The organism is Microbacterium maritypicum (assembly GCF_008868125.1).
Taxonomy (GTDB): domain Bacteria; phylum Actinomycetota; class Actinomycetes; order Actinomycetales; family Microbacteriaceae; genus Microbacterium; species Microbacterium maritypicum.
The window spans coordinates 490,368-516,111 of record NZ_WAAQ01000001.1 but is presented as its reverse complement, the minus strand read 5'-3'; the positions used below and the strand labels follow the sequence as shown (position 1 = coordinate 516,111).

Sequence of the window (25,744 nt, the reverse complement as noted above, 5' to 3'; positions counted from 1 at the left end):
GCCGCCGCCTCGGCGCGGATCAGAGGGACTTGCCGCCGGTGACCGCGATGACAGATCCGGAGGTGTACGACGATTCCGCCGACGCCAGGTACACGTAGGTACCGGCGAGCTCCGCGGGTTGGCCCGCCCGCCCCAGCGGGGTGTCGGCGCCGAAGGTCGCCAGCCGTTCGGCATCCCATCCGGTCGCCGGGATCAGCGGCGTCCAGATCGGGCCGGGTGCGACGGCGTTGACGCGGATGCCCCGCGGGCCCGCCTCTTCCGCGAGGGCCTTCACGAACGCCACCTGCGCGGCCTTCGTCATGGCGTAGTCGATGAGTCCCGGTGAGGGGTTGTAGGCCTGGACGGATGCCGTCACGATGATGCTCGCTCCCGGCGGGAGGTCGGGATAGGCCGCCCGTGCCGAGAACAGCATGCCGGCCAGGTTGGTGTCGAACACCCGGCGCATCCGCTCCGTCTCCAGGGTCTCGAAGCCGTCGATGTCGTGCTGGTAGCCGGCGTTCAGCACGAGCACGTCCAGTCCGCCGAGTTCGCGCCGCGTCCGGGCGACGATGTCGGTTGCGAACGTCTCGTCGCGCAGGTCACCCGCGAAGCCCACTCCTGCACGCCCCGTCTCGCGCACCAGAGCGAGCGTGTCCTCCGCGTCGTCCTGCTCTTCGGGCATGTGCGCGATGGCGACGTCGGCGCCCTCCCGTGCGAAGGCGATCGCGACGGCTCGTCCGATGCCCGAGTCTCCGCCCGTGATGAGTGCGCGGCGTCCCTCCAGACGACCATGGCCGACGTAGGTACGTTCGCCGTGGTCCGGTTCCGGGCGGGTCTGTTCGGTCAGGCCCGGCTGATTCTGGTGCTGTGCGGGAAAGCCCTCTTCGCGGTGCGCGTGGCGGGGGTCGGTGGTGTCGTCGGTCATGGGTCCCACCCTCTCCGATCGTCTCGTGCTCCGTCAGGGGGTTGACAGCTCCGGCCGACCGACCAGCTCTCGTCGACACCCATGCTCGACGACGAAACCCACCGGTGGACGCGCGTCCACGAGTGGGTTTCGACGATGCAGGTGGGTCTCGAGGCGAGCCCGAAGGTCAGAGAGGAGGGGTGACCGGGACCTCGCCGGCGCCGGGCTCCTCGCCCGCCTCGGCGGGCTCGGGAACGAGGTAGAGACCGCTGGGCGCGTTCGCGGTGAACGCGAGCGCCTCGATCCAGGCCCGGTTGATGGAGGGCTGACGGCTGCCGAAGTACTTGAACACGAGAGAGCTGCCGGGCTGGATCCACACGGTGGTGCGCCCGCCACCCACGCTCGCGTCTTCGCGCCAGCTGAAGGGGAAGGGCTCCCCGCGCCGCAGCTTCGCGGTGATCACGAGCTGCAGGTGGGTGAGGGCGCGGTCCTCGATCTCGGTCTTCACGCCGCCTTCGTAGACGAACTTTCCCATTGGTGGTGCTCCTTGGTCGTTGCCTGGCCGGGACGACGGCTTCGCTCCATTCTCGCGCACTCCGCCGCCGGATACCTCCTGTCCCCGCGGTCGCGCCCGATGCCCACTCGACGCCCCGAAGTCAACCCCCTCGGCGAGACGTCGCCCGGAGCCTAGCCTCGGGACACTCGACTCGAAGGGCACTGCCATGAACGACCGACACATCGACGACCGTCCCGACGAGGGCTACACGCCCACGACCACGCACGCCGCCTGGGGCGCGGGCAACCCCCGACTGCGCATCACCAGGGACGACGAGCGAACCGAGTTCGCGCTGAGCGACGACGTGGTGCGGATCGGCTCCGCCGAGGACAACGAGCTGCGCCTGGCCGACACCGATCCCGTGCATGCCACGATCACACACGACGACCGCGACGAGTACGTGCTGACGCTGCACGGCGAGGGTGAGACGAACGCGAGCCTGGGCGTTGACGCGACCCACGCCGACGAGAACTCCGAGACGCTGCGCACCGGAGCGCACTTCACGGCGGGCCCGTGGACCCTGGTCTTCGCACGCGAGGAGTTCGCCGATCACGGACGGCCGTACGGAGGCCGTGCGGGTGGGGAGTACTCCGACCAGCCGTTGCAGCCGCCGCGTCCGGACTACGACGAGGGCGAAGAGCGATGACCACCGCGCGCGACCTCATGACTCCGAGGCCGCGCTGCATCGGGGTGAACGATTCCTTGCGCATCGCCGCCTCGGTCATGGCGGATCTGGATGTCGGAGCCCTGCCGATCTGCGGCGAGGACGGCAAGCTGAAGGGCATGCTCACCGACCGCGACATCGTGGTGGGTGCGATCGGCCTGGGCATGGACCCGGAGACCACCCCGGCGTCAGCGCTCGCTAAGGGCAAGCCGGTCACGGTGGATGCGGATGACGACATCCGCGTGGCCCTCGACCGGATGCAGGAGAACCAGGTGCGACGGCTGCCCGTGATGACCGACCGTCGTCTGGTCGGCATCGTGAGTCAGGCCGACGTCGCACGCTCGCTGTCCGCATCGACGACCGGCAAGACCGTGGAGAGCATCTCGCGGTGAACCTGCACGACGACACCCCCGATGCTTCGCAGGACCCCGGCGCCGAGGCGATGAGCGGCCCCGATACGCGCGGCCACATCGCACGGTTGAGCGAACTCGCCGCCGCCCGGGGGCTGCGCATCGCCGTGGCGGAGTCGCTCACCTCGGGCATGCTCGCGCACACGATCGGCGCCGGCGAGGGTGCCTCCGAGTGGTTCGCCGGCGGCATCGTCGCCTACATGACCGCCGTGAAGGAGCGCGTTCTCGGGCTGACGCCCGGGACGGATCCGTGCTCGGCGGCGTGCGCCGAGCAGCTCGCCGTGGGGGCACGTCGCCTGTTCGACGCCGACCTCACCGTGTCGACCACGGGCGTCGGCGGCCCCGACGCGCAGGGCGGGCATCCCGCAGGGACCGTCTTCCTGGGCTGGGCCACCGCCGAGGACCAGGGCCACCGCAGGCTCGCCCTGGTCGGCGACCCCGAGGAGATCCTGGCCGCGACCGTCGATGCGGCCGTCGGCCTGCTCGCCTTCCACGCCGAAGGGCTGCGCCCACTCGGCCCCCGACGAGGGCAGGACGACGGCGTCTAGGGCCTGTGTCCCGGGCGCGTCACTGCCCCGGAACGAGTCCGATCCGAAGCGGAGCCCCCGGGGAGGCCGCCTCCACGAGCGCCGCGTCGATCTCGAAGAGTCCGCGCACCGCGCCGACCGCGTCCGCGAACGGGTACGCCCGCCCTCGTCCGGCGAGGAAGGCCACGGCTTCGGCGAGTTCGGCCCCCGTGTAGTTGTGGATGCCGGCGACGGTGACCAGGCGCCGCACGATGCTCTCGGCGTCGAACGGCACCGGATCGGCCGGGAACACACTGCCGACGAGCACGACGGTTCCCCCGACCGCGACGCCCGAGAGAGCCTCGCCCACCGCGTGCCCCGAGGCTTCGATCACGACGTCGGGCTCGCCGTCGAGGCCGGTCGCACCGAAGCGTGCGGCAAGGGCACGTCGCTCGGGGTTGGGATCGAGCACCTCCACGGTCGCACCCTGCTCGGCGGCGATGGCCGCGGCGGAGAGTCCGACCAGTCCCGCGCCGTGGATCCGCACACGCGCTCCGTCGAGATCGCGGTCCTTCGCGGCCCTGGCCACCGCAGCCCAGGCTGTCGCCGTGGCGCAGGACGCGGGCGCGAGAACGGAGGCGGGGAGCGCCTCGGGAACCCGCACGATGGCCGTCCCCTCTCGCAGCTGCACGTGACTCGCGAAGGCTCCGGTGAGGTCGCCGTGCGCCCCGACCCTGTCGTGCCCGTACTTCCCCAGGTCGCGGCACTTCTGCGGCATCCCCTGCAGGCACCGGTCGCAGCTCGCGCACGACACCGTCACCGACCAGACCACCCGGTCGCCGATGCGCAGCGGAGTGCCGTCCACCGTGTGCGCCCCGCCGTCACCGGTCGCGATGACCCGTCCGACGCTCTCGTGTCCGAGCACCAGAGGAGTCGGGGCCGAGCGGCGCCCCTGCACGGTGTGCACATCCGAGCCGCAGATCGTCGACATCTCGACGGCCACGAGCACGTCGCCGTCACCGAGCGCGACGCCCGGCACGGCGATCGTCTCGTGCGGATGGCCTTCGCCGACCCACACCATCGCGGTCGCGGCAGGGCGCAGCGCGACGTCCCGGCGATGGCCGGGAGGACGGATCAGCAGCGTTCCCATGTCGAGTCCTCTCAGGAGGTCGCGACGAGCGGGAGCAGGTCGCGCTGGGCGAGCACACCGCGCAAAGCGGTGACGTCGCTCAGCACGGCATCCGCCCCCGCGGCGCTCAGAGCCGGGCGATCGTGCGCGCCGGTCAGCACACCCGCGACGAAGCCGGCGCCGGCCCGACGTCCCGACTCGACGTCGCTGACGGTGTCGCCGGCGACCGCGACCGCGTGCACCGACGAGGTCTGCGTGCGCAGCAGCGCCGTCAGCACGAGGTCGGGTGCGGGACGCCCGCGACCGGCATCGATCGGCGACAGGGCGAGATCGATCAGCTGGCGCCAGCCGAGGCCGTCGAGCAGGGCATCCCGGGTCACCGGAGCGAAACCCGTGGTGAGCACGACCTTCAGCCCGGAGTCCTTCAGCCCCTGGATCGCGTCGGCGGCGCCGGGGATCTCGGAGACGCCTTGCTCGGACACGATCTCGGCATAGGCGCCCTCGAAGGCGGCCGTCGCCCGTGCTGCCGCCTCGGCATCGCCGCCGGAGAGGTGCGTGAAGACGTCGATCTTCGACTGCCCCATGGTCACGCGCACGTAGTCCAGAGCCTCGTCCCACGGCATCCGGTCCGCGACGCCGGTGCGCTCGGCGGCACGCTGGAACGCCTGCTCGACGACGCCGTCGTCGAGCACTGTGGTTCCCGCCATGTCGAGGACGACGAGTTCGAGAGGAGTGGTCATGATGTTCCTTCCATTGCTGCCGCCCACCCGAAGGCGGCGGCGAGGTTCTCTTCGGCAAGTCCCAGGCCCGTGGTCATCCCGATGCCGGTGGTCGCGGCGAGCACCAGCACGCCGTCGTCGCCACGATCGATCAGGAACTCCTGCGGCCCCTTCGCGTACACGCCCTGCCAGCGCTCGATCACGCGCGGCGCCGGGGCGTCGAACAGCGCTTCGGCCTCCGCGAGGAAGGCGGTGAACGCGGCCTCGGGCTGGAACGGCGCCGGGGCTGTGGCGGTGGAGTGCGAGTCGCCGATGATGAGCGTCCCGTCGGGAAGCTGCGTGTACATCTGATTGAGGTCGATCGCGGCGAGGTCGGGGCGCTCGGCGTGCAGGCGCTCGCGCAGGGCGCCGGCTTCCGGCCCGTCGGCGAAACGGCCGTACCGGACGAGGGACCAGCCGGTGAGCAGGGGAGCTGCGAGCGGATGCCGGAACGACACGGCAGCCCGCATCATGTCGAGGGCGCAGCGCACGACCCCGTGCCGCTCCGCGACGTCGGGGAGCAGCTGATCGATGTCGTGGTTCACGGCGACGACGACGCTGCCGCAGGTGATCTGACCGCGCGTCGTCTCCACGTGCCCCTCCCCTACTGCGGTCACCGCGGTGCGGAACCGGAAGTCGACGCCGAGTCCCGCCAGGTGGCGCACGATCGCGTCGGCGGCCGTGCGGGGGTCGGTCTGCAGATCGCTCTCGATGTGCGCTCCACCGACGAGGCCCTCGGCGCGCAGCGGAGCGAGGCGCCGCAGCTCGTCCGCCTCCAGCAGCCGGATCCCGCCCTCGCGGGATGCGGCGTCGAGCACGGCGAGCTCGTCATCGTGCCGGGCGGCGACCAGCGTGCCCGACTCGCGCAGCCAGAAGCCCGCGTCCCGGGAGAGACGCAGCCACAGCTCGCGGGACACGTCGGCGTAGTGCCGCGCCTGCCCGCCCTGCGCGCCGATGCAGAGGTGTCCGAAGTTGCGGATCGTCGCCCCGACCGGGGCATCGGTGCGATCGACGACGATCACGCGCAGGCCGCGCCGGACCGCCGCGTACGCCGCTCCGAGCCCGACGATGCCGGAGCCGACGACGACCACATCCGCCGTGTCGAGAGGGCGGTTCATCGGAACACCTTCCGCATCCACATCGCGAGTCCTTCGACCACGAGCACGGTGGCGAGGATCATCAGCACGATCGCCGTCACGGTCTCGTAGCGGGAGCCCTGGCTGGCGTTGAGGAGGTAGTAGCCGACCCCGCCGCCGCCGACGATGCCGAGGATCGTCGCCGCGCGGATGTTCGTGTCGAGCATGTAGAAGCTGTGACCGATGAGCGCCTGCATCCCCTGCGGCACGGTGGCCGAGGTGTAGGTCTGCAGACGTGTCGCCCCCACCGCGCGCAGCGCCCGCTCCGGTCCGCGATCGACCTCTTCGAACGAGTCGGCGATGAGCTTGCCCAGCAGTCCGATACCGCCGATCGCGAGGGCGATGACACCCGCCTGGGCCCCGAGACCGGTGATGACCACGAGCACGATCGCGAGGATCAGCTCCGGGATCCCGCGGATGCCGACGAGCAGGAGTCGCGCCGTCCCTCGGGCGCCAGAGCTCGGGGCGACGTTGCGCGCCGCGAGCGAGCCGAGCAGGAGCGAGGGGAGCAGGGTGAGCACGGTGGCGGCGAGAGCGATCGCGACGGTCTCACGCATCGCCTGGAACATGGCGCTGGCGTCATAGTTGCCGAACGACGGGGGCCAGAACTTCCCGGCGACCTCGGGCAGCTTGGCCCAGAAGGTGATGAGGTCCATCCAGTTGATCTGGCTGACGACCACGCTGCCGATCACCACGAGCACGGCGACGACACCGGCGATGGTGTGGCGCACGCGCTGTGCGGTCCAGGGCCGGCGCACCGCCGTCTGCGGGCTCGCGGCCCAGGCGGGGCGGCCGACGGCTGCGGACGCAGACCGGCTGCCGAGGCGCGGATGCAGGATCCTGTCGATCCACGACCGGGTGTGCGCCTGCTCCCCGAGCATCGCCCCGCGGACCATGCTGGAGACGATCTCCATCGCGACGCACAGGATGAAGATCACCAGGGCGATGCCGAGGCCCTTGCCGTAGTTCAGCGACTTGAACGCGTACGACATCTCGAGGCCGAGCCCGGCGACGCCGACGTAGCCGAGCACGACACTGCCCCGCAGGTTGATGTCGTTGCGGTGCAGCACGGTGGCCACCCAGCTGGGCAGCACCTGCGGCAGGATGCCGGAGGTGAACTCCTGCATCTTCGAACCGCCGGCGGCACGGATCGCGAGGCGCGGTCCTTCGTCGATCTGCTCGATCGCGTCGGCGAACATCTTCGAGATCATGCCGATGGAGTGGATGCCGATGGCCAGGATGCCGGGAAGGGTACCGAGGGAGAACATCAGCACGAACGCCATCGCGAGGACCACGTCGGGCAGAGCCCGGGTGAGCACGCCGATGAACCTCGCGGCGGCTCGCCATCCGTTGCCCGGGGTCGTGTTGGAGGCGGCGAGGTAGGCGATCGGCACCGACAGCACGGCCGCGAGCAGTGTGCCGACGAGCACGAGACCCACCGTGAGCGCGATCAGCCAGGCGAGGTCGCCGGGAGCCGGGAAGCTGAGTCCGCCGACGCGGGCCATGAAGTTCTCGGCATTGCCCCAGCTCTGCACCATCGCCGGGATCGAGATGTCGACGTCGCGGACGGCGAGGATCCCGAGCACCACGAGGGCTGTGAGCGTGAGGGAGGCGGCGATCCGCTCGGGCGAGATCGGGCGCCGGGGGGCGCGTTCGGCGACCGTCGGCCCGCTCCCCTGGTGGGACGATCCGCCACCGCGGGTCGCGGAGTCGGTCGACGCGTCGAGCGCCGTCATGATGCGGCCACCTGCGCCGCTGCCTCGACCAGTTCCTCCTGCACGGCGCGGATCTCGGCCGTCGTGGTGGCCACGCGACCGTAGATCTCCATGACCTCGGCCTTGGTGAGGTCTCCGGTCGGGGTGTCCAGCACCACTTCACCGTGGCGGAGCCCCACGATGCGGTCAGCCCACGAGATGGCGAGGTCGACCTGGTGCAGGCTGCACACCACGGTGAGCCCCTCATCGGCGGCGACCTCGCGGATCAGGGCCATGACCTGTTCGCTCGACTCGGGGTCGAGCGAGGCGACCGGCTCGTCGGCGAGCAGGATCGCGGGCTTCTGCATGAGAGCGCGGGCGATGGCCACGCGCTGCTGCTGCCCGCCCGAGAGGGTGTCGCTGCGCTGGTAGGCGCGGTCGAGCAGACCGACGCGGTCGAGGTGCTCGAGTGCGGTGAGCTTCGCTGCTCGCGAGTAGCCCCAGAGGCCGAGGCGCGGCCCGCGCACACCCGACAGCGAACCGGTGAGCACGTTCTCGAGCACGGTCAGGGAGGGCACGAGCTCGAACTGCTGGAAGATGAAGCCCACGCGGCTGCGGAGGTCGCGCAGCGCCCGCCCCTTCAGCGTCGGGACCTGGGAGCCCAGCACCTCCACCGAGCCGGAGGTGGGGATCTCCAGGCCGTCGAGGTGGCGCAGCAGGGTCGACTTCCCCGAGCCGGAGAGGCCGAGGAGCACGACGATCTCGCCGCGGGACACCTCCAGAGAGGCCCCCTTGAGTGCAGTGGTCGTCCCGAAGGTCTTCGTCACGCCGTCGAGGCGGATGAGGGCGTCGGATGCCGAGGCGGTCATGTCGTAGCTCCTGTGGTGTCGTGAGTCGTGCGGTGGTGCCCTCCGTCTCGCCCGCACGAGAGGCGGACGAGACGGAGGGCGCCGGGTATGGCGAAGGGGTCAGGCCGGGCTCAGCCCTGGCACTGCTCCGCTTCGGTCTCCTTGCAGATGTCGCGGATCAGGTCGTAGTACGCGTCGTCGACCGGCTTCGTGGCGTAGAAGACGCTGCGGAAGGCATCGGTGTCCGCGCCGTCGACCCCGGCGGCGATGATGTCGTCGATCGTGATCTCGGAGAGACCGTCGATGAGCTTCTTCGAGACGTCGTCGGGAAGAGTGGACGAGTAGACCAGCGGCGCACCGGGGACCATCGTCTCGTCGATGACCTTGACCTTGTCCGACTTCTCGACCTCGGAGTCCTCGGCGAAGCCCGCCTCGCACTCGACGCCCTCGCCGACCTTGGTGACGCTGACATCGTGCTTGCCGGCGAAGACCGGGGTGATGTCGGTCTTGGGGTCGATGCCGGCCTTGAGCAGGTTGTACGACGGGAACAGGTAGCCGGAGGTCGAGGACGGGTCGACGAAGCAGACCTTCTTGCCCTTGAAGTCCTCGATGCTCGTGATGTCGCTGCCCGCGGGCACGATCGCCTGCGAGTAGTAACCGGGCTCCTGGCCCTCTTCGGTCACGATCGAGGAGATGGGGGTGAGCTTGGCGCCGTTGTTGGTGGCGGTGACGTAGGTGAAGCCGGAGAACGACGCGACATCGACCTTGCCGGCGACGGCGGCCTCGATCAGGGCGGCGTAGTCGGTGGACTCGTGGTACTCGACCGTCTTGCCGGTGATCTCGGCGATGTAGTCCATGAGCGGCTGGTAGTTGGTCTCGGTGTCGACCGAGTCGGGCACGACGCCGAAGACGAGCGTGTTCTCATCGACGGCGAATCCGCTGGCGGAGGACGACTCGTCGGCGCCGGGAGTGCCGGCGGCATCTGCCGAGCCGGAGCACGCGGCGAGGCCGAGGGCGAGGAGCGCGACGCCGGCGAGGGCGGGGAGAGCGCGAAGCTTCATGAGGACCTTTCAGGGTGTGAGGGGTGATCCACGGAAGACTCTCTCAGGTGCCGAGGCGAGATATGTACCTAACTCGGAAGAGTTCAGGGCTCGTTTACCGAGCATTCTTCTGGATGAACACTCCCGGAACGCGGTCGCGCCGCTCGAACTGACGAAGTAATGTACCTATGTGGCTGAAGCTGTGTACACCCAGATCGCCGATGACCTTCGCGCGCAGATCGCTGCGGGCGCGCTGCGTCCCGGCGACGACGTCCCGACCGAGGCCGACCTCGCCGAGAGGTGGCATACCTCGCGCGGGCCGATCCGCAACGCCCTGGCCGCGCTGCGCGGCGAGGGCCTGATCGAGACGAGCCGCGGCAGACCCGCTCGCGTCGTCGCCCGCAAAGCCAACCAGGCCGTCGACGTGTCGGTGCCGTTCACGCGGTGGGCGCGCGAGCTGGGCGTCACCCCCGGCGCCCAGACGCAGGAGTTGAGCCTGCGCCGTGCCGGCGAGCTGGGAGCGGCGCTGGGCGTCGACGCGAGCGACACGATCGTGAGCGTGGTGCGGCTGCGCCTGCTCGACGGCAGGCCCACCATGTTGGAGCGCCTCAATTACACGGAGGTCGCCGGACGCCGGCTGTTCGAGGTGAACCTCGACGAGGTCTCCATCACGGAGTACCTGTCATCGGTCGGGCATCCGATCGTCACCCTGCAGCACGTGATCGATGCCGTGGCCGCCGACGATCAGGATGCCGCGCTGCTGCGGGTGCCCCGGGGCACGCCCATCCTGCGTCTCACCCGCACATCGCGCGACGCGGAGGGACGGATCTTCGAGGCTTCGGAGGATCGGTACCTCAGCGAGGTGGTGCGCTTCACGGTCGCAGCCTCGGGGATCTCCACGGACGGCCACTACATGCGAGCGGTGGGCGGCTAGCCGGGCATGCGGAACCCCGTGGCGGGAGGCCGGAGAATCGGCCCTTAACGCAGAAGGCGATCGCGAGCGCGCAAAGTGTTTCAGAAGCCAGAAAGACCGCGCCCGCGATCGCAGCGCTGGGGACGCTTTATCTGGGGAGCTTTCAGATTACGGCTGATCGCAACGCGTTCCACAGGGTCGAACGTCGAGACTTCTCTAGACTTTCGTCTAGGTTCTCGCGGATCGCGGAAAGGGTGCTCACACACTCTAGAGCATCAGACGACGGGAAGTCGGGCCGACACGACCCAGAATCCGTCGACTTCGCCGGCGCTGAACTCGCCGCTCGCTCCCATCACCCGCTCCGCCATCCGGCCGAGGCCGGTGCGACTGGAGGAGAGCTCGCGGCGTGGGGTCGTCGGGAGGGGGCTGCGCAGCGTGAGGTGCGCGACCTCGTCGTCCACGGCGAGGTCGATCTGCACCTCGCCGGGGCCTGCGTATTTCAGGATGTTGGTGGCCGACTCGCGCACGATGCGCGCGAGGACGATCTCGACCGCACGCGGGATGCGCTCGTCGCGAGGGTCTCCCTCGCGGGCCACGGAGTGACCGGCCGATTCGAACTCGCCCTGCGCCTCGTCGATCGCTGCCGCGAGGTCGCCGGTCTGCACACTGGAGGACTGCGGACCGTCGTCCGCGAGTTCGATCACGAAGCGGAGATCTGTCATCGCCTTGCGCGCGGCGACGCGGATCGCTTCTTGCGAGTCGTTGCTGGTCTCGGGGTCTTCGAGCATCTGCACGTGCAGCGCCACCACCGTGAGGTGGTGCGCGATGCTGTCGTGCAGCTCACCGGCGATCCATCGCCGCTCGGCGAGTACGGCCTGACGTTCCTGCTCGGCTCTCTCCTCGAGCTCGCGCTCGAGACGACTCCCCCGGGCGAAGGCGAGCCGAAGGGCGAACCCGACGGCTCCTGCCACGGTGGCGAAGATGAGATACAGCGCGACGTTGACGCCGGAATCGGCGTCGCCGTTGGCCACGATGGCCGCCGCGACCAGGAAAACGCCGGTGTAAGAGAGGATCAGCGATGTCCACCCCAGTCTCATGACGAAGCCGGCCGCGACTGCGGCGGCTGTCAGGACCTGGAGCTCTGATCCGGTGAGGAAAGACGATGCGAACACGACCCCGAGGGCACATGTCGCGATGAGCGGCTTCCAGAGGTAGAGGACGAACGCTGCAGTGGATGCAACGCTCACCAACAGTGCGACCGGGTTGACACCCGGTGTGGTGAAGAAGCCTATGAGGTCCGTGGCGACGGTGATTGTGACGATGACCAAGACGACGATGCGCTCGATCGCGCTGAGCTTCTCACCGCGGGTCAAGCGGAGCGTATCCGCCGATCCTCGAGTGGATTGGTCGAAGGCCATGGTTCACTATCTCCTTTTCGCCAGGTACTCTAGCGGTGAAGACCGAAGAACTTGCCAACCTGCTGCCAGAAAGTCATTACATTCACCTCCATTATGTAGTCGTTTGTCGATGTCTGTATTCATCTTCTCGGCGATCTGCGTGGCGCACATCTGTCTCACGTCCAGAGGTTTTTGGCCAAAGGTCTACATGACGTCGTCCGGGCGCTCTCGCCGTTAGGCTTCCCCCTATGCAGGAAATCCGTGTCGTGATCGTCGACGATGATCCACTGGTCCGTTCGGCGTTGTCGCACTTCGTGTCGCGCGACCCGGAGATCACTGTGGTCGCACAGGCGGAAGACGGCGTGGAGGCGATCGCCACCGTCGAACGCGAGCAGCCCGACGTGGTGATGATGGACGTGCAGATGCCCGAGATGGACGGCATCGAAGCCACCGGTGTGATCGCCGAACGCTGGCCTCACGTTCGTGTGCTCGCCGTCACGACGCTCGATGGCAGCGACACGGTGCTTCCGATGCTGAGCGCCGGCGCCTCCGGCTACCTGCTCAAGGACTCCAGCGCCGACGACATCGTCACCGGCGTCCGCGAGGTACACAGCGGTGCCAGCTCGCTCTCCCCTCGCATCGCCTCGATGCTCATCAAGCACGTGCGCGACTCGACCCCCGTGGCGGCGGATGCCGCCGCACTCGAGCCGCTCACCGAGCGCGAGGTCGAGGTGCTGCACTGCCTGGCACAGGGCATGTCGAACGCCGAGATCGCCAAGGCGCTCATCGTCTCCGAGGGCACGGTGAAAGCCCACCTCGGACGCATGATGTCCAAGTGGCACCTGCGCGACCGCGTGCAGATCCTCGTGACCGCCGCGCACGCCGGTCTCGTCAGCTTCCGCTGATCACCACGCGAGCAGCACGATCCCGGCGACCACGACGAGCGATGCCGCGATCCGCCAGGCCGGGCGCGATTCCCGCAGCACGAACACCCCGAACAGGCCCACCAGTACGACGCTGACCTCGCGCAGCGGCGCCACCAGCGCGACCGGGGCGATCTGGATCGCCGTCAGCACCAGGATGTACGACAGCGGCGACAGGATGCCGAAGGCGAGGATGCGGCGCCACTGCGTGCGCCCGAGCGCGCGGATCGCACTCCAGCGCCTGCGCACCGCGATCGAGTAGAACGGGATCTGCAGCAGCGTGGTGCCGACCATGAAGGCGACCGGCGAGAGGTTCCAGGTGCGCACGGCGTGCGCATCCCAGATCGTGTAGACCGCGATCGCGACCCCGGTGAGCAGACCGAACACGATGCCGGGATCGAGTCGGCGTGCGCCCGCTCCTCTCCCCCTGTCGACGAGGCCGATGGCGACGACGCCCACGATCACGGCGGCGACGCCGACGAGAGCGACCAACGACGGACGCTCGCCGAGCAGCAGCACCGCCACGATCACCGAGAGGAACGGTCCGGTGCCCCGCGCGGTGGCATAGACCGTGGAGAGGTTGCCCTCGCGGTAGCCGCGCTGCAGCACGGCCATGTACCCGACGTGCAGCACCGATGAGACGACGACACCGAGGGCGAACGACCACAGATCGTCGGCGCCGAGACCGCCGGTGAACGGCACGGCGCCGATCCAGACGACCGTGCTGGCGACAGCACCCCACCACAGGAACGGAGCGCCGGCCCTGCTGATGCCGTGGGCGATGATGTTCCATGCCGCGTGGGCGATGGCCGCACCGAACACCAGGACGAATGCGAGTGAGGACATGACGAGACCCTTCCGTCCGGCGCACGGCGCGACGAACAGGGTCCTCCGGGCTTTTGTCCTGTCAGATGACGGCTCTCCTGCGGAGGAGTGCCGTGGCGCCGCTCGGACCAGACGGGTGCGACCCCCGGAACCCTAGGCGCTATCGGGACGACCCTATCGCGCCAGGATGAACGCCAGGGAAACGACGAAGCGCCCCGCTCGATCATCGGGCGGGGCGCTTCGTGCGGATGGTGCGGGATCAGACCTCGATCTCGCGACGACGCACACGGGCGATCAGCAGCACCAGGGCTCCGACCGCCAGCAGTGCGAGCGCCCACCCGATCCCGGTGATCACGCCACCCGTGGCCGCCAGCCCGTTCAGGTCGACCATGGCGGTCGCGGCTGCAGTGACCGTCACCGCCCCGCCGGTCGCGCTCGCTGTGGCGACGTTCACGACCGTGCTCGCCGCGACGTCGGCCGTGGTGAGGCGGTAGGTGACCGGGCCGCAGTTCGCGGTCGCACCGGGCGCGAGATCCGGGATCACGCAATCGAGGGCGCCGCCCAGCTTCGGATCGTCGATCTTCACGTCGGTCAGGGTCACCGCTCCCGTGTTGGTCACGGAGAACCGGAACGCGATCGTGTCCCCGGCGTTCATCTTCCCGTTGCGATCGACGTCGACGTAGTCGCCGCCGGTCTTGGTCAGGGCGATGGCCGGCTGCGCCACGAGCGGCGTCACCACGGTGTCGGTGGCCACCGGCGGGATCTCCGAGGTGCCGGTGCCCGTCGCCGTCGCCGTGTTCTCGATCTCCCCGGCATCGATCTCCGCCTGCGTGAGCACCGCGGGCGATCCTGCCGAGCAGACGGTCGATTCCCCCGGGGCGATCTCGGTCGCATCGCAGGTGATGACCCCGGCGAGACGCGGGTCGCTGACGGCGATGCCCGTGAGGGTCGTGGTTCCCGCGTTCGTCACGGTGAACGTGTAGGCGATCGTGTCACCGGCATCCGTGCGTCCGTTGCCGTTGGCGTCGACCACGGCAGCGGCAGACTTCAGCAGGGAGATGTCGTCGGTGCCGGCGACGCGCACGTCGACCTCATCCTCGTCATCGGCACTGCCGTTGCGCGACTGCCCCTCCACGGTGGCCACGTTGTGCACGGTCCCGTCGTCGACGTTCTGCTGCATGAGCGTGTAGTCGACCGGTCCGCAGGTGACCTCGTCGCCCGGGTTCAACGCGAGGCCGTCGAGCGCGGCGCAGTCGACCGCACCGCCGAGGAGCGCATCGTCGAGCACGATGTCACGGAGCACCGTGGTGCCCGCGTTGCGGATCCTGAACGTGTAGCCGACCGTGTCTCCGGCGCCCGCCCTGCCGTCCGCTCCGAGCACGATCGCTCCGGCCGTCTTGGTGAGCTCGATGGCGCTCGTGCCCGTGATCACGACATCCGCCGAGGCGTCATCGGCGACCGGTCCGAGCGGGCTCGTCCCCGTCGTCGTCGCCGTGTTGCGCACGATCTCGGCCTCCACGTCGGCCTGCGTCAGCGTGTACGTGAGCGGACCGCAGTCGGCCGCTGCGCCCACGGCGAGGGTACCGATCGTGCACAGTGTGCCGGCGCCCAGCAACGGGTCCGAGATCACCACATCGCTGAGGGTCGTGGTGCCGCGGTTGCGCACCGAGAAGGTGTAATCGACGGTGTCACCCGCGCCGATGAAGCCGTCGCCGTTGACGTCGAGCAAGCGCCCGACGTTCTTGAGCAGCTCGATCGTGGCCGTGCCGGTGATGTCGACGTCGGCCTGCGCGGTGTCGGTCACCGTGCCGATCGGGGCGTTCGCGGTGACGGAGGCCTCGTTGTGCACCAGGCCGCCGTCGACGTCCTCCTGGGTGAGCGTGTAGGTGATCGGCGTGCACGACACCGACTGCCCCGGTGCGAGTGCGACTGCGCTCAGCTCGGGGCACGTGACGGTTCCGCCGAGCATCGCGTCGGTGATCGCGGCATCGCGCAACGTCGTGGTTCCGTTGTTCGTCACGGTGAACGTGTAGTCCACGGTGTCACCCGCGCCGACGGCCGTGTCGCCGTCCACGTCGACCACGGTCGAGGGGACCTTGGCGAGGCTGATGCTGTTGGTCGCCGCGATGGTGACATTCGCCTCGGCATCGTCGGTCGCGGGCCCCTGGGCGGACTGCGCGGTCACCGACGCGGTGTTGCGCACCGTTCCGGCATCCGCGTCCGCCTGTGTGAGCGTGTACGACACCGGCGCACACGTGACCGAGCCGCCGGGCAGCAGCGGAGCGGAGAACGCCGCGCAGGCCACAGCGCCGCCGAGGAGCGGATCGGTGATGGCCGCACTGGTGAGCGTGACATCACCGGTGTTGCGGATCGTGAAGGTGTAGGCGACCGTGTCGCCGGCACCGATGCGCGCATCCCCGTTGGTGTCGGTCGGGATGCCCGCGCTCTTCACGAGCTCGACCTGCGGCGCACCGGAGACGGGGACGGTCACGGTCGAGGTGTTGTCGCTCGGGTCGGGATCGGGCGTGCTCGAGGTGACCGTCGCGGTGTTCGACAGCGTCGTGCCCGAGGTCGACGGGTCGACCGTGCCGGTCACGGTCACCGTGAAGGTGGCATCGACGGCGAGCGTCGGCCGCGTGCACTCGAGCTGCGATCCCGTGACGGTGCATCCGGAGGTGGCGGTCGACGGGTTCAGCAACCCGGCGGGGAGCGCGTCGGCGACCGTGACGGCGGAGGCGACGCTCGGTCCGTTGTTGGTCACGACGATCGTGTAGGTCACGGCGCCGTTGAGCGGAGCAGGGTTCGCCGAGATCGTCTTCACGATCGCGAGGTCGGCGGACGGCGTGACGGTCACGGTCGCCGTGCCGGTGTTGTTCGACGTGTCGGGATCCGGCGTCTGCGAGGACGCGACGGCCGTATTGACCAGCTGCCCCTCCACGTGGACGGTCGCGGTCACGGTGATCGACGCCGACTCTCCGGGAAGCAGCGTCCCCACCGTCCAGCGCGCATCCTCCATCGACCAGGCGCCGACCGACGGCGTGGCCCCGGTGAGCATGAAGCCCGCGGGCATGAGCTCGTTCAGCACGACGCCGGAGGCGGCAGACGGGCCCTCGTTGGTCACGGTCACATCGAACGTGGCCGTTCCGCCGAGCGGGACGGACGGGGTCGAGGTCGTCTTGACGACGCGCACATCGGTGTTCGGCGCGAGCGTGACGTCGACGGTCGAGGTGTTGTCGCCGGTGTTCGGGTCGGGCGTCGCCGATGTGGTCGTCGCCGTGTTCGAGACGATCCCGGTGGCCGTCGTGCTCCAGGTGCCGGTGACCTGGACGACCACCGACCCACCAGGGGCGATGTCGCCGAGTTCGCACCCGACGGTTCCGCCGACGATCGAGCACCCGGAGCCGTTGACGGTGGCATCCAGGAAACCGGCGGGCAGCGTATCGGTGAGCGAGGCGCCACGGGCGACGGATGGACCGCCGTTCGCGACCGTGAGCGTGTAGGTGAAGGCGCTGCCGGGCTCGCCGGTCGCCGGAGCCGTCTTGACGATGCTCAGGTCGGCGCTCTGGACGACCTCGACGTCGACGGAGCTGGCGTTGTTCGTGGTGTCCCGGTCGTCGGCGGGGGCTGCGACCGCCGCGGTGTTCGTCACGGTGCCGATGGGGGCGTCCGCGGCGACGACGGCGTGCACGACGACGTTCGACGGCCCTCCGACGAGGAACGAGGCCCAGTTGCACGTGATCGAGCTCGCGGTGGACGTGCACGTCGCGCCGGGAGGAGCATCCACTCCGGTCACGGAGAAGCCGTCCGGCATGGTGTCGGCGAGCACGACGTTGACGGCGTCCGAGGAACCGAGGTTGCGCACCGCGAGGGTGAAGTCGATCGCATCGCCCGCCGAGACCTGCGCCGCGGAGGCCGTCTTGACGACGGACATGTCCGCGATGATGTCGGGCTCGAAGCTGGTCGACGACACGTTGTTCGCGGGGTTCGTGTCGGTCGTGCTCGTCGTCACCGTCGCCGTGTTCTGGAGGACGGCTGTGGCACCGGAGGCGACCTGCACCACCACCACGGTCTCGACGGCCGTCGCACCCGGCGCGAGCGTTCCGATCTGGCACGTGACGACCGAGGCGTCCACCGTGCACGCTCCCTGTTCGGGAGTGGCGCTGATGAAGGTCGACTCGGGGTCGAGCGGGTCGGAGATCACGACGTTGCGCGCCTCGGACGGCCCGGCGTTGGACACGGACAGGGTGTAGGTCACGTTCTGGCCGGCAACCGGGTCCGACGGGGAGAACGCCTTGATGATCGACACGTCGGTCGCCGTCGTCAGCGTGCCGATGACGCTCGCGGTGTTGTTGCCGAGGTTCGGGTCGGTGCGGGTGCCGGAGACGGTGGCCGTGTTCGACAGCGAGGCTCCGGGATCGCTCGACGGCGAGAGCGTGCCCGTCACCTGGATCTGCACGCTCTGCCCGACGGCCATGTCGGGGACGGCGCAGCTGACCGTCGCCGCGACCGTGCAGGTCGCGCCGGGAGAGGTGGCGGAGACGCTCGTGACACCGGAGGGGATCGGGTCCGTCACGGTCACCCCGGTCGCCGTCTGCGGACCGTTGTTCGTCACACCGATCGAGAACGTGACCGGCTGTCCGGCGACGAGCGGATCGGTGTCGAGCGACTTGGTGATGGCGAGATCCGCCGCCGCGCCCACGGGCGTCTGGGTCTCCGGGCTGACAGAGGTGCGGTCCTGGCCCACGACGTCGTCGCGGAAGGCGACCCGCGCCTCGTTGACGATGGTGCTCGCCGCAGCCGAGAGGTTGACCTTGGCGTCGAAGGTGTAGCTGGTGCTCGCGCCCACGCCGATGGATCCACCGGCGGTGGCGGTGCCGCCGGTGCCGAGACGCACCTGCACCGTGCGGTTGCCCGAGGTGTACGAGCCCCGGTCGTCGCCCGTGGCATCGGTGAGCGAGCCCGTGCCCGCGCCGCTGATGATCTTGAGGGAGCCGGGCACGAAGTCGATCCCGGAGGCGAGCACGTCGGACGACACCGACTGCAGGGCCGGGTTTCCGCCGCCGTTGTTCGTCGTGACCGTGTAACGCAGCGTGTCTCCCACTTCGGCGGTGGTGCCCCCGCGCGTGAGGTTGGTCACCGACTTGGTCGTGATCAGGCACGGCCCGGTTCCGAAGGTGATGTCGTCGAGGAAGTTGCCGACGGAGGCGACGCCCCCCGCCGAGCTGACCGCCTGGAAGCCGAAGCGCGTCACCGTCTGCCCTGCGGGAACGGTGTAGGTGCCGGTGTGGGAGCCCCAGGCCGTGCTCCCGTCGGAGAGGTTGGGGCCGTTCTGCACGAGAGTGCCGGTGGGCGACCCGATCACGACGCGCATCACATCGGTGCCGCTGCGGCCTCGGTGCTTCAGCGACCAGGAGAGCGTCTGCCCCGGGGTCGTCGCGACATCCTGGAAGAGCCTGCTCGGAGAGTTGGCGTTGAGCTCGGCGAACTGCCGACCCGCGGCCGCGGTGACGCCGTTGAAACCGCTGCTCCAGAGCTCGATCTGGTTCAGGCTGTCGGTGGTCGACCACCCGGGAACCAGTGGGGCCGACGTCAGCGACACCGAGGCGTTCGGGAGCACCGGCGCCTCGAAACCGCCGTTGACCAGCGCCACCGTTCCCTGACAGCTCGTTGGGTCCTGCGCGGCCGAGGCCGGTGTCGGTGCGATCGCATCGGTCACGATGGTGAGGCCTGCTGCCAGCAGCAGTGCTGATGTGGCCCCCGCGACGGCACGACGGATGGACAGACGTGTGTTCGCACGCATGTGAAAGCTTCTCCCCGAATACCGGAGACCCCGAACCGGCGTCTCCCCCAGTGGAAGGCTAACCCGGGCGGGCGCGAAAACGATAGCGCCGTTGCCGAACGGAGACCGCGACTACGCTCGAAGGACCGCGCTCTTCAGGAAGGTCACGACATGCCCGTCACCCCCGCAGCCCTCGCCCACGCCGAGGATCTCGCCGACTTCGTCGCCGCGTCGCCCTCGAGCTACCACGCGGCGGAGGAGGTCGCTCGACGGCTGGCAGCTGCAGGGTTCACGCGGCTGCGCGAAGAGGATGCCTGGCCGACACCGGCCGGCGGTCGGTACGTGGTCGTGCGCGACGGTGCGGCGATCGCCTGGGTCGTGCCCGCGGATGCCGTGGCGACCACACCCGTGCAGATCTTCGGTGCGCACACCGATTCCCCCGGTTTCAAGCTCAAGCCGCAGCCGACCACCGGTTCGCGCGGCTGGCTGCAGGCCGCCGTCGAGGTGTATGGCGGCCCGCTGCTGAACTCGTGGCTCGACCGCGAGTTGCGCCTCGCCGGGCGACTGGCCCTGGCGGACGGCCGTGTCGTGCTTGCGGACACCGGTCCGCTGCTGCGACTGCCGCAGCTGGCGATCCACCTCGACCGCGGCGTGAACAACGGCCTGGCCCTGGACAAGCAGACCGAGACGCAGCCGGTGTGGGGACTGGGAGAGGCGACAGACGCCGACATCCTCGCGGAACTCGCCGCGTCTGCGGACGTCTCCGCGTCCGAGATCCGCGGCTACGACGTGGTCGCCGCCGACTCCGCACGCGGAGCGGTCTTCGGCAAGGACAGCGCGTTCTTCGCCTCGGGCCGCCTCGACGATCTCGCCTCGGTGCATGCCGGTGTGGTCGCCCTCGAGGCGCAGGAACCGGCACCCGGAGCGCCGATCGCCGTGCTCGCCGCCTTCGACCACGAGGAGCTCGGCTCGGAATCGCGCTCGGGCGCCGCCGGCCCCTTCCTCGAAGACGTGCTCGAGCGCCTGTACGCGGGACTCGGCGCCGACGGATCCGCACGGCGCCAGGCCTATGCCTCGTCGTGGTGCCTGTCGAGCGACGTCGGCCACTCGGTGCACCCCAACTACGCCGCCAAGCACGATCCCGTGGTGCAGCCGGTGCTCGGCTCCGGCCCCATCCTGAAGATCAACGCCAACCAGCGCTACGCGACGGATGCGATCGGCACGGCGTCGTGGCGGACCTGGTGCGAGCGCGCCGGCGTCGCGACGCAGGAGTTCGTGTCGAACAACAGCGTGCCGTGCGGCTCGACGATCGGCCCGATCACGGCGACCCGCCTCGGCATCCGCACGGTGGACGTGGGCATCCCGATCCTGTCGATGCACTCCGCACGAGAGCTCGCCGGGGTCAGCGACCTTCACGATCTGGCCCGCACGGCGCAGTCGTTCTTCGCCGGCTGACGCCGGCGGCGGATCCACCCCCTCACGAAAGCCACCCGGCCGCTCCCCGGCAGTGCCAGGATGTGAGGATGACGGACATCAAGCCGGCCCTCATCGAGCGTGCGGGCATCGAGATCATCCCCGAGTCCGAGCGCACCGCGAAGCCTCGCGACCTCTTCTGGCCGTGGTTCGCCGCGAACGTGTCGGTGTTCGGCATGTCGTACGGGTCGTTCGTGCTCGGCTTCGGCATCTCGTTCTGGCAGGCGACCATCGTCTCGGTCATCGGCATCGTGGTGTCGTTCCTGCTCTGCGGGCTCATCGCCATCGCCGGCAAGCGCGGCTCGGCGCCCACCATGGTGCTATCCCGCGCGGCCTTCGGCGTGCAGGGCCAGAAGGTGCCGGGCATCGTCTCGTGGCTGACCTCGATCGGGTGGGAGACGTTCCTCGCGATCCTGGCCGTGCTCGCCACCGCGACCGTCATCACGCAGCTCGGAGGCGACGGCGACAGCGTGTGGCTCAAGGTCGTCGCGACCGCGATCGTCGCCGCACTGATCGTCACGGCATCCGTGCTCGGCTATCACACGATCATGAAGCTGCAGTCGGTGCTCACGTGGATCACCGGCGTCGTGACCGTGCTCTACATCATCCTCGCCGCACCGGCGATCGACCTCGCCGCCGTGCTGGCCCGACCCGACGGCGGCATCGGCCAGGTGATCGGGGCGCTCGTGATGGTGATGACCGGATTCGGCCTCGGCTGGATCAACATCGCCGCCGACTGGTCGCGCTACCAGAAGCGCACGGCATCCGACGGAGCGATCGTCGCCTGGAACACGATCGGAGGATCGGTGGCACCGGTGATCCTCGTGGTGTTCGGTCTGCTGCTGGGCGGATCCGACGAAGATCTCATGAACGCGATCGCTGCGGATCCGATCGGCGCGCTCGCCTCCATCCTGCCGACGTGGGTGCTCGTGCCCTTCCTGCTCACCGCCGTGCTCGCGCTCGTCTCGGGAGCGGTGCTGGGCATCTACTCCTCCGGGTTGACGCTGCTCAGCCTCGGCATCCGCATCCCCCGTCCGTCGGCCGCGGCGATCGACGGCGTGATCCTCACGATCGGCACCGTCTTCGTGGTGTTCTTCGCCACCGATTTCCTCGGTCCGTTCCAGAGCTTCCTGATCACGCTCGGTGTGCCGCTCGCCTCGTGGGCCGGAATCCTGATCGCCGACATCCTGCGCCGGAAGAAGGACTACGACGAAGAGGCCCTGTTCGATCAGAACGGTCGCTACGGCGCGTGGGACTGGACCTCGATCGGCACCCTGGTTGTGACGAGCGTGATCGGCTGGGGCCTGGTCGTGAACAACTTCGCCGAGGATGCCGCGTGGAACAACTGGCAGGGCTACCTGCTGTTCCTCATCGGCGGCAGGGACGGCGAGTGGGCGTATGCGAACCTCGGGGTGTTCTTCGCCCTGGTGCTGTCGTTCCTCGTGACCTACTTCGCCAGGGCGGCGAAGATCCGGCGCCAGGAGGCGGTGTGAGCGCTCCGGCGACCGGGGACACCTGGCTCGTGGTGATCGATCCGCAGGCGATCTTCGCCGCGCCAGACTCCGCGTGGGGTTCACCGTTCTTCGGCGAGGCGATGCCACGCATCCGCGCCCTCGCGGACGCGTTCGGCGACCGTGTGCTCGTCACCCGCTGGATGCCGACGCCCGATCGGTCCACCTCGTGGGGTGACTACTTCGCGGCATGGCCGTTCGCCGACCAGCCGCCGAGCGACCCGCTGTTCGCCCTGGTGCCCGAAGCCGCCGGCCTCTCCCCGCATCCGAGCATCGACCTGCCGACGTTCGGCAAGTGGGGGCCCGAGCTCGAGGCGATCGTCGGACGCGGAGGGCATCTCGTGCTCGCCGGGGTCTCGACCGACTGCTGTGTGATCTCGACGGCACTGGCCGCCGCCGACGCCGGCGCTCACGTCACGATCGCGGCCGACGCGTGCGCCGGATCGAGCGCCGAGAACCATGCGGCCGCCCTGCAGGTGATGGGGCTGTATCCCCCGCAGATCATCGTCAGCGACACCGATACCGTGCTCGGCACCCCCTGACCGCGAGCGTCAGGCCGAGGCCCGCACCGCGGCGGCGATGTCGGCCGGGGAGCCGTGCCAGGGCGCTCCGTGGCCGGGAAGCACCCACGATGCTGAGACTCCCGCCAGTTTGTCGAGGGAGGCGAGCGCCCGCTCCGGCTCGTCGGTGAACGGCGCGGGCTGAGCCCCGGTCCGCCCTGTCAGCACGTGCCGGGTGGTCAGCGCATCGCCGACGAACACCGCGTCGACGGCCGGCACGTGCACCGCGATGCTCCCCGGCGAGTGGCCGGGCATTCCGATGACGACCGGAGCACCGGGCAGATCGAGCACGTCGCCGTCGGCGACTTCCGTGACGACGGACACGTGCGGTGTGCGCAGGGCGCTCTTGCGCAGGCCGTAGGCGAAGAAGCCGAGCGTGGGCCCGATCCTCGCCGGTCCCATCGCGGTCTTGGGCTTCTCTCCGGTGCGGACTCGATGCGCGTCGGCCGTGTGGATGTACACCGGCACCTCCGCCTCGGTGCGCAGCCGCTCGGCGAAGCCGATGTGATCGCCGTCGCCGTGGGTCAGGACGAGGCCGCGGATATCGGACAGCGGACGACCGATCAGTTCGAGCTCGCGCTGGAGGTCGCGCCAATGCCCGGGAAGGCCCGCATCGATCAGGGTGATCCCCTCCGGCAGGTCGATGAGGTACGAGGCGACGATGTCGTTGCCCAGGCGGTGCAGGCGGGGTGCGAGCTTCATGACGGATCCTCTCGGGATGATTGCGATGGCTACGTTACGTAGCTATGATGGCTATTGTCAATAGCCATCCAGGAGGATCCGATGCCGACACCCGAACGCACGTCCACCGAGGAGATCGTCGCGGCGGGGCGGGAGATCCTCGAGGTCGCCGGCCCCTCGGGCCTCACGATGCAGGCGGTCGCGGATCGGGTGGGCGTCCGCGCCCCCTCGCTCTACAAGCGGGTGCGGGATCGGGACGCCCTGCACGCCGCCGTCGCCACCGCGTCGATCGACGCTCTCACCGCGCGGCTCGAAGCTGCGGGCGACGACATCGGTGCGCTCGCGCACGCCTATCGCGGCTTCGCACAGGAGCACCCCGAGGGCTTCCGCCTCATGTTCACGATCGCCGCGCCGCACGATGCCCTCGAGCGCTCGGCCGCTCCGCTGATCCGCGCAGCATCCGCCCTGGTCGGCGAAGAGGACGCGCTGGACGCTGCCCGCCTGTTCACCGCCTGGGCGACCGGGTTCCTGCAGATGGAGCTGTCCGGAGCGTTCCGCCTCGGCGGCGACGTCGACCGCGCTTTCGAGTACGGCCTGCGTCGACTCACCGCCGGGATGGCCGGCTGAGCCGCAACGGGCACGGGCATGACCCCACCGGCGCGCGCACCAGCGGCGGCGGGGTTACTTCATCGTGTCGAGGATGCCGACGAGGTCTTCGAACGTGGTGAGCGGGTTCAGGATCGCGAATCGCGTGTTCGGGCGCCCGGCGTGCGAGCTCGGCACCACGAACGCGCGCTGCGAATCGAGCAGCGCCGCCGACCACCGGTCGTAATCGGCGCGCTCCCACCCTTCCCGCTCGAACACGACGATCGACAGCTGCGGATCGCGCACCAGTCGCAGCTCGGGGCGACGGGCGATCTCGTCGGCGATGCGTCGGGTCAGCGCGAGTCCCGCACTCACGGCATCACGGTAGGCGGTGACGCCGTACGTCGCGACCGAGAACCACATCGGCAGGCCTCGCGGGCGGCGCGTGAGCTGGATCGAGTAGTCCGAGGGGCTGAACTCGTCGACCTCGGTCAGGATGTCGAGGTACTCGGCGTGCTGCGTGTGCGCCCGTCGTCCGCTGTCGGGATCGCGGTAGATCAGAGCGCAGCAGTCGAACGGCGCGAAGAGCCACTTGTGCGGATCGACGATGACCGAGTCGGCGCGCTCGACGCCCTCGAAGATGTGTCGCGCCTCCGGTGCCAGCATGGCGGTGAGGCCGTAGGCGCCGTCGATGTGCAGCCAGAAGTCGAACTCGTCCTTGAGCGCGGCGATTCCCTTGATGTCGTCGACGATGCCGAAGTTGGTCGACCCGCCGGTGGCGACCACCGCGCAGATCTCGTCGCCGTGCTCGACGAGGGCCTCGCGCACGCCATCGGCGCGGAGCACGCCGTCGTCGCCTGCCGGGACCAGCAGCACGTCGACGTCCATGATCTTCGCGGCCGACTTGTTGGAGGAGTGCGCCTCGACGCTGCACACGATCCTCCACCGGGTGGGCAGCTCTTTGCCTTCTGCGATCAGCCGGGCCTTCGCGGCCTCGCGTGCCGCGACCAGCGCCGACAGGTTCCCGATCGTGCCACCCTGCACGAACACCCCGCCCGCGGTCTCGGGCAGCCCGAACTCGCTCGCGAGCCACGACAGCACCTCGTTCTCGGCGTGCACGGCCCCCGCGCCCTCGAGCCAGCTTCCGCCGTACAGCCCCGACGCGGAAACGACCAGGTCGAACGCGATCGCGGCCATGGTCGGCGCGGTCGGGATGAACGACAGGTACAGCGGGTGGCTCGTGGTCAGGCAGGCCGGAGCGAGGACGTGCTCGAACACGCTGAGGGCGCGCGCCGCGCCGAGTCCCGCATCGGTGATCGTGGGCCCGACCAGACGGTTCAGCTCCGCCTCGGACTGGGGCTTGTCCAGCGGCACGTCGGAGGCGAGCATGCGGCGGCGCGAATAGTCGAGCACGGCGTCGACGATCGCGGTCGATTCGGGCGAGGCCGCGTGCATGCGCACAGCATCCATGGG

Annotated in this window: 22 protein-coding genes; 9 read left to right on the top strand and 13 right to left on the bottom strand. The window is 69.6% G+C overall.

The genetic code is table 11. The annotated features are described in order from the left end of the window. Window positions 1–19: 19 nt before the first annotated feature. Both F6W70_RS02500 and F6W70_RS02495 read right to left on the bottom strand, forming a co-directional pair. A complete protein-coding gene (locus F6W70_RS02500) occupies window positions 20–904 on the bottom strand; it encodes an SDR family oxidoreductase (RefSeq protein WP_055865759.1) in 885 nt (294 codons plus the stop codon). 166 nt (window positions 905–1,070) lie between these two features. Further along, window positions 1,071–1,418, bottom strand: a complete 348-nt coding sequence (locus F6W70_RS02495) for a DUF7882 family protein (protein WP_017829293.1) — start codon at window positions 1,416–1,418, stop codon at window positions 1,071–1,073. 187 nt (window positions 1,419–1,605) lie between these two features. On the opposite strand from F6W70_RS02495, the gene F6W70_RS02490 reads away from it, so the two are divergent. Genes F6W70_RS02490 through F6W70_RS02480 form a run of 3 tightly spaced genes read left to right on the top strand, consistent with a single transcriptional unit; the run spans window position 1,606 to window position 3,061 of the window. After that, entirely contained in the window at window positions 1,606–2,085 is a 480-nt protein-coding gene (locus tag F6W70_RS02490; protein ID WP_055874289.1) for an FHA domain-containing protein, read from the top strand. Further along, window positions 2,082–2,495 carry a CBS domain-containing protein gene (locus tag F6W70_RS02485; RefSeq protein ID WP_151485838.1) on the top strand — a complete coding sequence of 138 codons (414 nt, stop codon included), beginning with the start codon at window positions 2,082–2,084 and terminating at the stop codon, window positions 2,493–2,495. The genes F6W70_RS02490 and F6W70_RS02485 overlap by 4 nt, the downstream gene beginning before the upstream one ends. Further along, window positions 2,492–3,061, top strand: a complete 570-nt coding sequence (locus F6W70_RS02480; RefSeq protein WP_151485837.1) for a CinA family protein — start codon at window positions 2,492–2,494, stop codon at window positions 3,059–3,061. The genes F6W70_RS02485 and F6W70_RS02480 overlap by 4 nt, the downstream gene beginning before the upstream one ends. Window positions 3,062–3,080: 19 nt before the next feature. On the opposite strand, the gene F6W70_RS02475 is transcribed toward F6W70_RS02480, so the two are convergent. From F6W70_RS02475 to F6W70_RS02450, 6 genes are all read right to left on the bottom strand, one after another. After that, window positions 3,081–4,169 carry an alcohol dehydrogenase catalytic domain-containing protein gene (locus F6W70_RS02475; protein ID WP_151485836.1) on the bottom strand — a complete coding sequence of 363 codons (1,089 nt, stop codon included), beginning with the start codon at window positions 4,167–4,169 and terminating at the stop codon, window positions 3,081–3,083. Window positions 4,170–4,180: 11 nt separating this feature from the next. Continuing rightward, entirely contained in the window at window positions 4,181–4,888 is a 708-nt protein-coding gene (locus F6W70_RS02470) for a phosphonatase-like hydrolase (protein WP_151485835.1), read from the bottom strand. Further along, window positions 4,885–6,024, bottom strand: a complete 1,140-nt coding sequence (locus F6W70_RS02465; RefSeq protein ID WP_151485834.1) for a TIGR03364 family FAD-dependent oxidoreductase — start codon at window positions 6,022–6,024, stop codon at window positions 4,885–4,887. The genes F6W70_RS02470 and F6W70_RS02465 overlap by 4 nt, the downstream gene beginning before the upstream one ends. Beyond that, window positions 6,021–7,778 carry a phosphonate ABC transporter, permease protein PhnE gene (gene phnE, locus F6W70_RS02460; RefSeq protein WP_151485833.1) on the bottom strand — a complete coding sequence of 586 codons (1,758 nt, stop codon included), beginning with the start codon at window positions 7,776–7,778 and terminating at the stop codon, window positions 6,021–6,023. The genes F6W70_RS02465 and phnE overlap by 4 nt, the downstream gene beginning before the upstream one ends. Then, window positions 7,775–8,605 (bottom strand): phosphonate ABC transporter ATP-binding protein, encoded by an 831-nt coding sequence (phnC, locus tag F6W70_RS02455; protein WP_151485832.1) that lies wholly within the window; start codon window positions 8,603–8,605, stop codon window positions 7,775–7,777. The genes phnE and phnC overlap by 4 nt, the downstream gene beginning before the upstream one ends. A 110-nt stretch (window positions 8,606–8,715) precedes the next feature. After that, window positions 8,716–9,645: a phosphate/phosphite/phosphonate ABC transporter substrate-binding protein gene (locus F6W70_RS02450; RefSeq protein ID WP_055865779.1), complete on the bottom strand. Its 930-nt coding sequence runs from the start codon at window positions 9,643–9,645 to the stop codon at window positions 8,716–8,718. Window positions 9,646–9,814: 169 nt separating this feature from the next. Between F6W70_RS02450 and F6W70_RS02445 the strand changes: the two genes are divergently transcribed. Then, on the top strand, window positions 9,815–10,558 hold the full coding sequence (locus F6W70_RS02445) for a GntR family transcriptional regulator (protein WP_031205666.1): 744 nt from the start codon (window positions 9,815–9,817) through the stop codon (window positions 10,556–10,558). Window positions 10,559–10,812: 254 nt separating this feature from the next. On the opposite strand, the gene F6W70_RS02440 is transcribed toward F6W70_RS02445, so the two are convergent. Continuing rightward, window positions 10,813–11,910, bottom strand: a complete 1,098-nt coding sequence (locus tag F6W70_RS02440) for a sensor histidine kinase (protein WP_235562458.1) — start codon at window positions 11,908–11,910, stop codon at window positions 10,813–10,815. A 272-nt stretch (window positions 11,911–12,182) separates the two neighbouring features. Between F6W70_RS02440 and F6W70_RS02435 the strand changes: the two genes are divergently transcribed. Further along, a complete protein-coding gene (locus F6W70_RS02435; protein ID WP_031205669.1) occupies window positions 12,183–12,839 on the top strand; it encodes a response regulator in 657 nt (218 codons plus the stop codon). On the opposite strand, the gene F6W70_RS02430 is transcribed toward F6W70_RS02435, so the two are convergent. Further along, window positions 12,840–13,703 (bottom strand): EamA family transporter, encoded by an 864-nt coding sequence (locus tag F6W70_RS02430; protein WP_151485831.1) that lies wholly within the window; start codon window positions 13,701–13,703, stop codon window positions 12,840–12,842. A 238-nt stretch (window positions 13,704–13,941) separates the two neighbouring features. Next, on the bottom strand, window positions 13,942–19,482 hold the full coding sequence (locus F6W70_RS02425; RefSeq protein ID WP_151485830.1) for a CLIPPER-2 domain-containing protein: 5,541 nt from the start codon (window positions 19,480–19,482) through the stop codon (window positions 13,942–13,944). 150 nt (window positions 19,483–19,632) lie between these two features. On the opposite strand from F6W70_RS02425, the gene F6W70_RS02420 reads away from it, so the two are divergent. From F6W70_RS02420 to F6W70_RS02410, 3 genes are all read left to right on the top strand, one after another. Continuing rightward, complete coding sequence (locus F6W70_RS02420; protein ID WP_151485829.1) at window positions 19,633–20,916, top strand: M18 family aminopeptidase; 1,284 nt, start codon at window positions 19,633–19,635, stop codon at window positions 20,914–20,916. 68 nt (window positions 20,917–20,984) lie between these two features. Beyond that, on the top strand, window positions 20,985–22,427 hold the full coding sequence (locus tag F6W70_RS02415; protein WP_055865793.1) for a purine-cytosine permease family protein: 1,443 nt from the start codon (window positions 20,985–20,987) through the stop codon (window positions 22,425–22,427). Then, window positions 22,424–22,987, top strand: a complete 564-nt coding sequence (locus F6W70_RS02410) for a cysteine hydrolase family protein (protein WP_151485828.1) — start codon at window positions 22,424–22,426, stop codon at window positions 22,985–22,987. Before F6W70_RS02415 ends, F6W70_RS02410 begins: the two co-directional genes overlap by 4 nt. Before the next feature lie 9 nt (window positions 22,988–22,996). On the opposite strand, the gene F6W70_RS02405 is transcribed toward F6W70_RS02410, so the two are convergent. After that, complete coding sequence (locus F6W70_RS02405; protein ID WP_055874317.1) at window positions 22,997–23,707, bottom strand: MBL fold metallo-hydrolase; 711 nt, start codon at window positions 23,705–23,707, stop codon at window positions 22,997–22,999. An 81-nt stretch (window positions 23,708–23,788) separates the two neighbouring features. Between F6W70_RS02405 and F6W70_RS02400 the strand changes: the two genes are divergently transcribed. Beyond that, window positions 23,789–24,313 (top strand): TetR/AcrR family transcriptional regulator, encoded by a 525-nt coding sequence (locus tag F6W70_RS02400; protein WP_127482984.1) that lies wholly within the window; start codon window positions 23,789–23,791, stop codon window positions 24,311–24,313. Window positions 24,314–24,367: 54 nt separating this feature from the next. Here F6W70_RS02400 and F6W70_RS02395 read toward each other — a convergent pair whose 3' ends face one another. After that, window positions 24,368–25,741: a pyridoxal phosphate-dependent decarboxylase family protein gene (locus F6W70_RS02395; RefSeq protein WP_151485827.1), complete on the bottom strand. Its 1,374-nt coding sequence runs from the start codon at window positions 25,739–25,741 to the stop codon at window positions 24,368–24,370. Window positions 25,742–25,744: the final 3 nt, after the last annotated feature.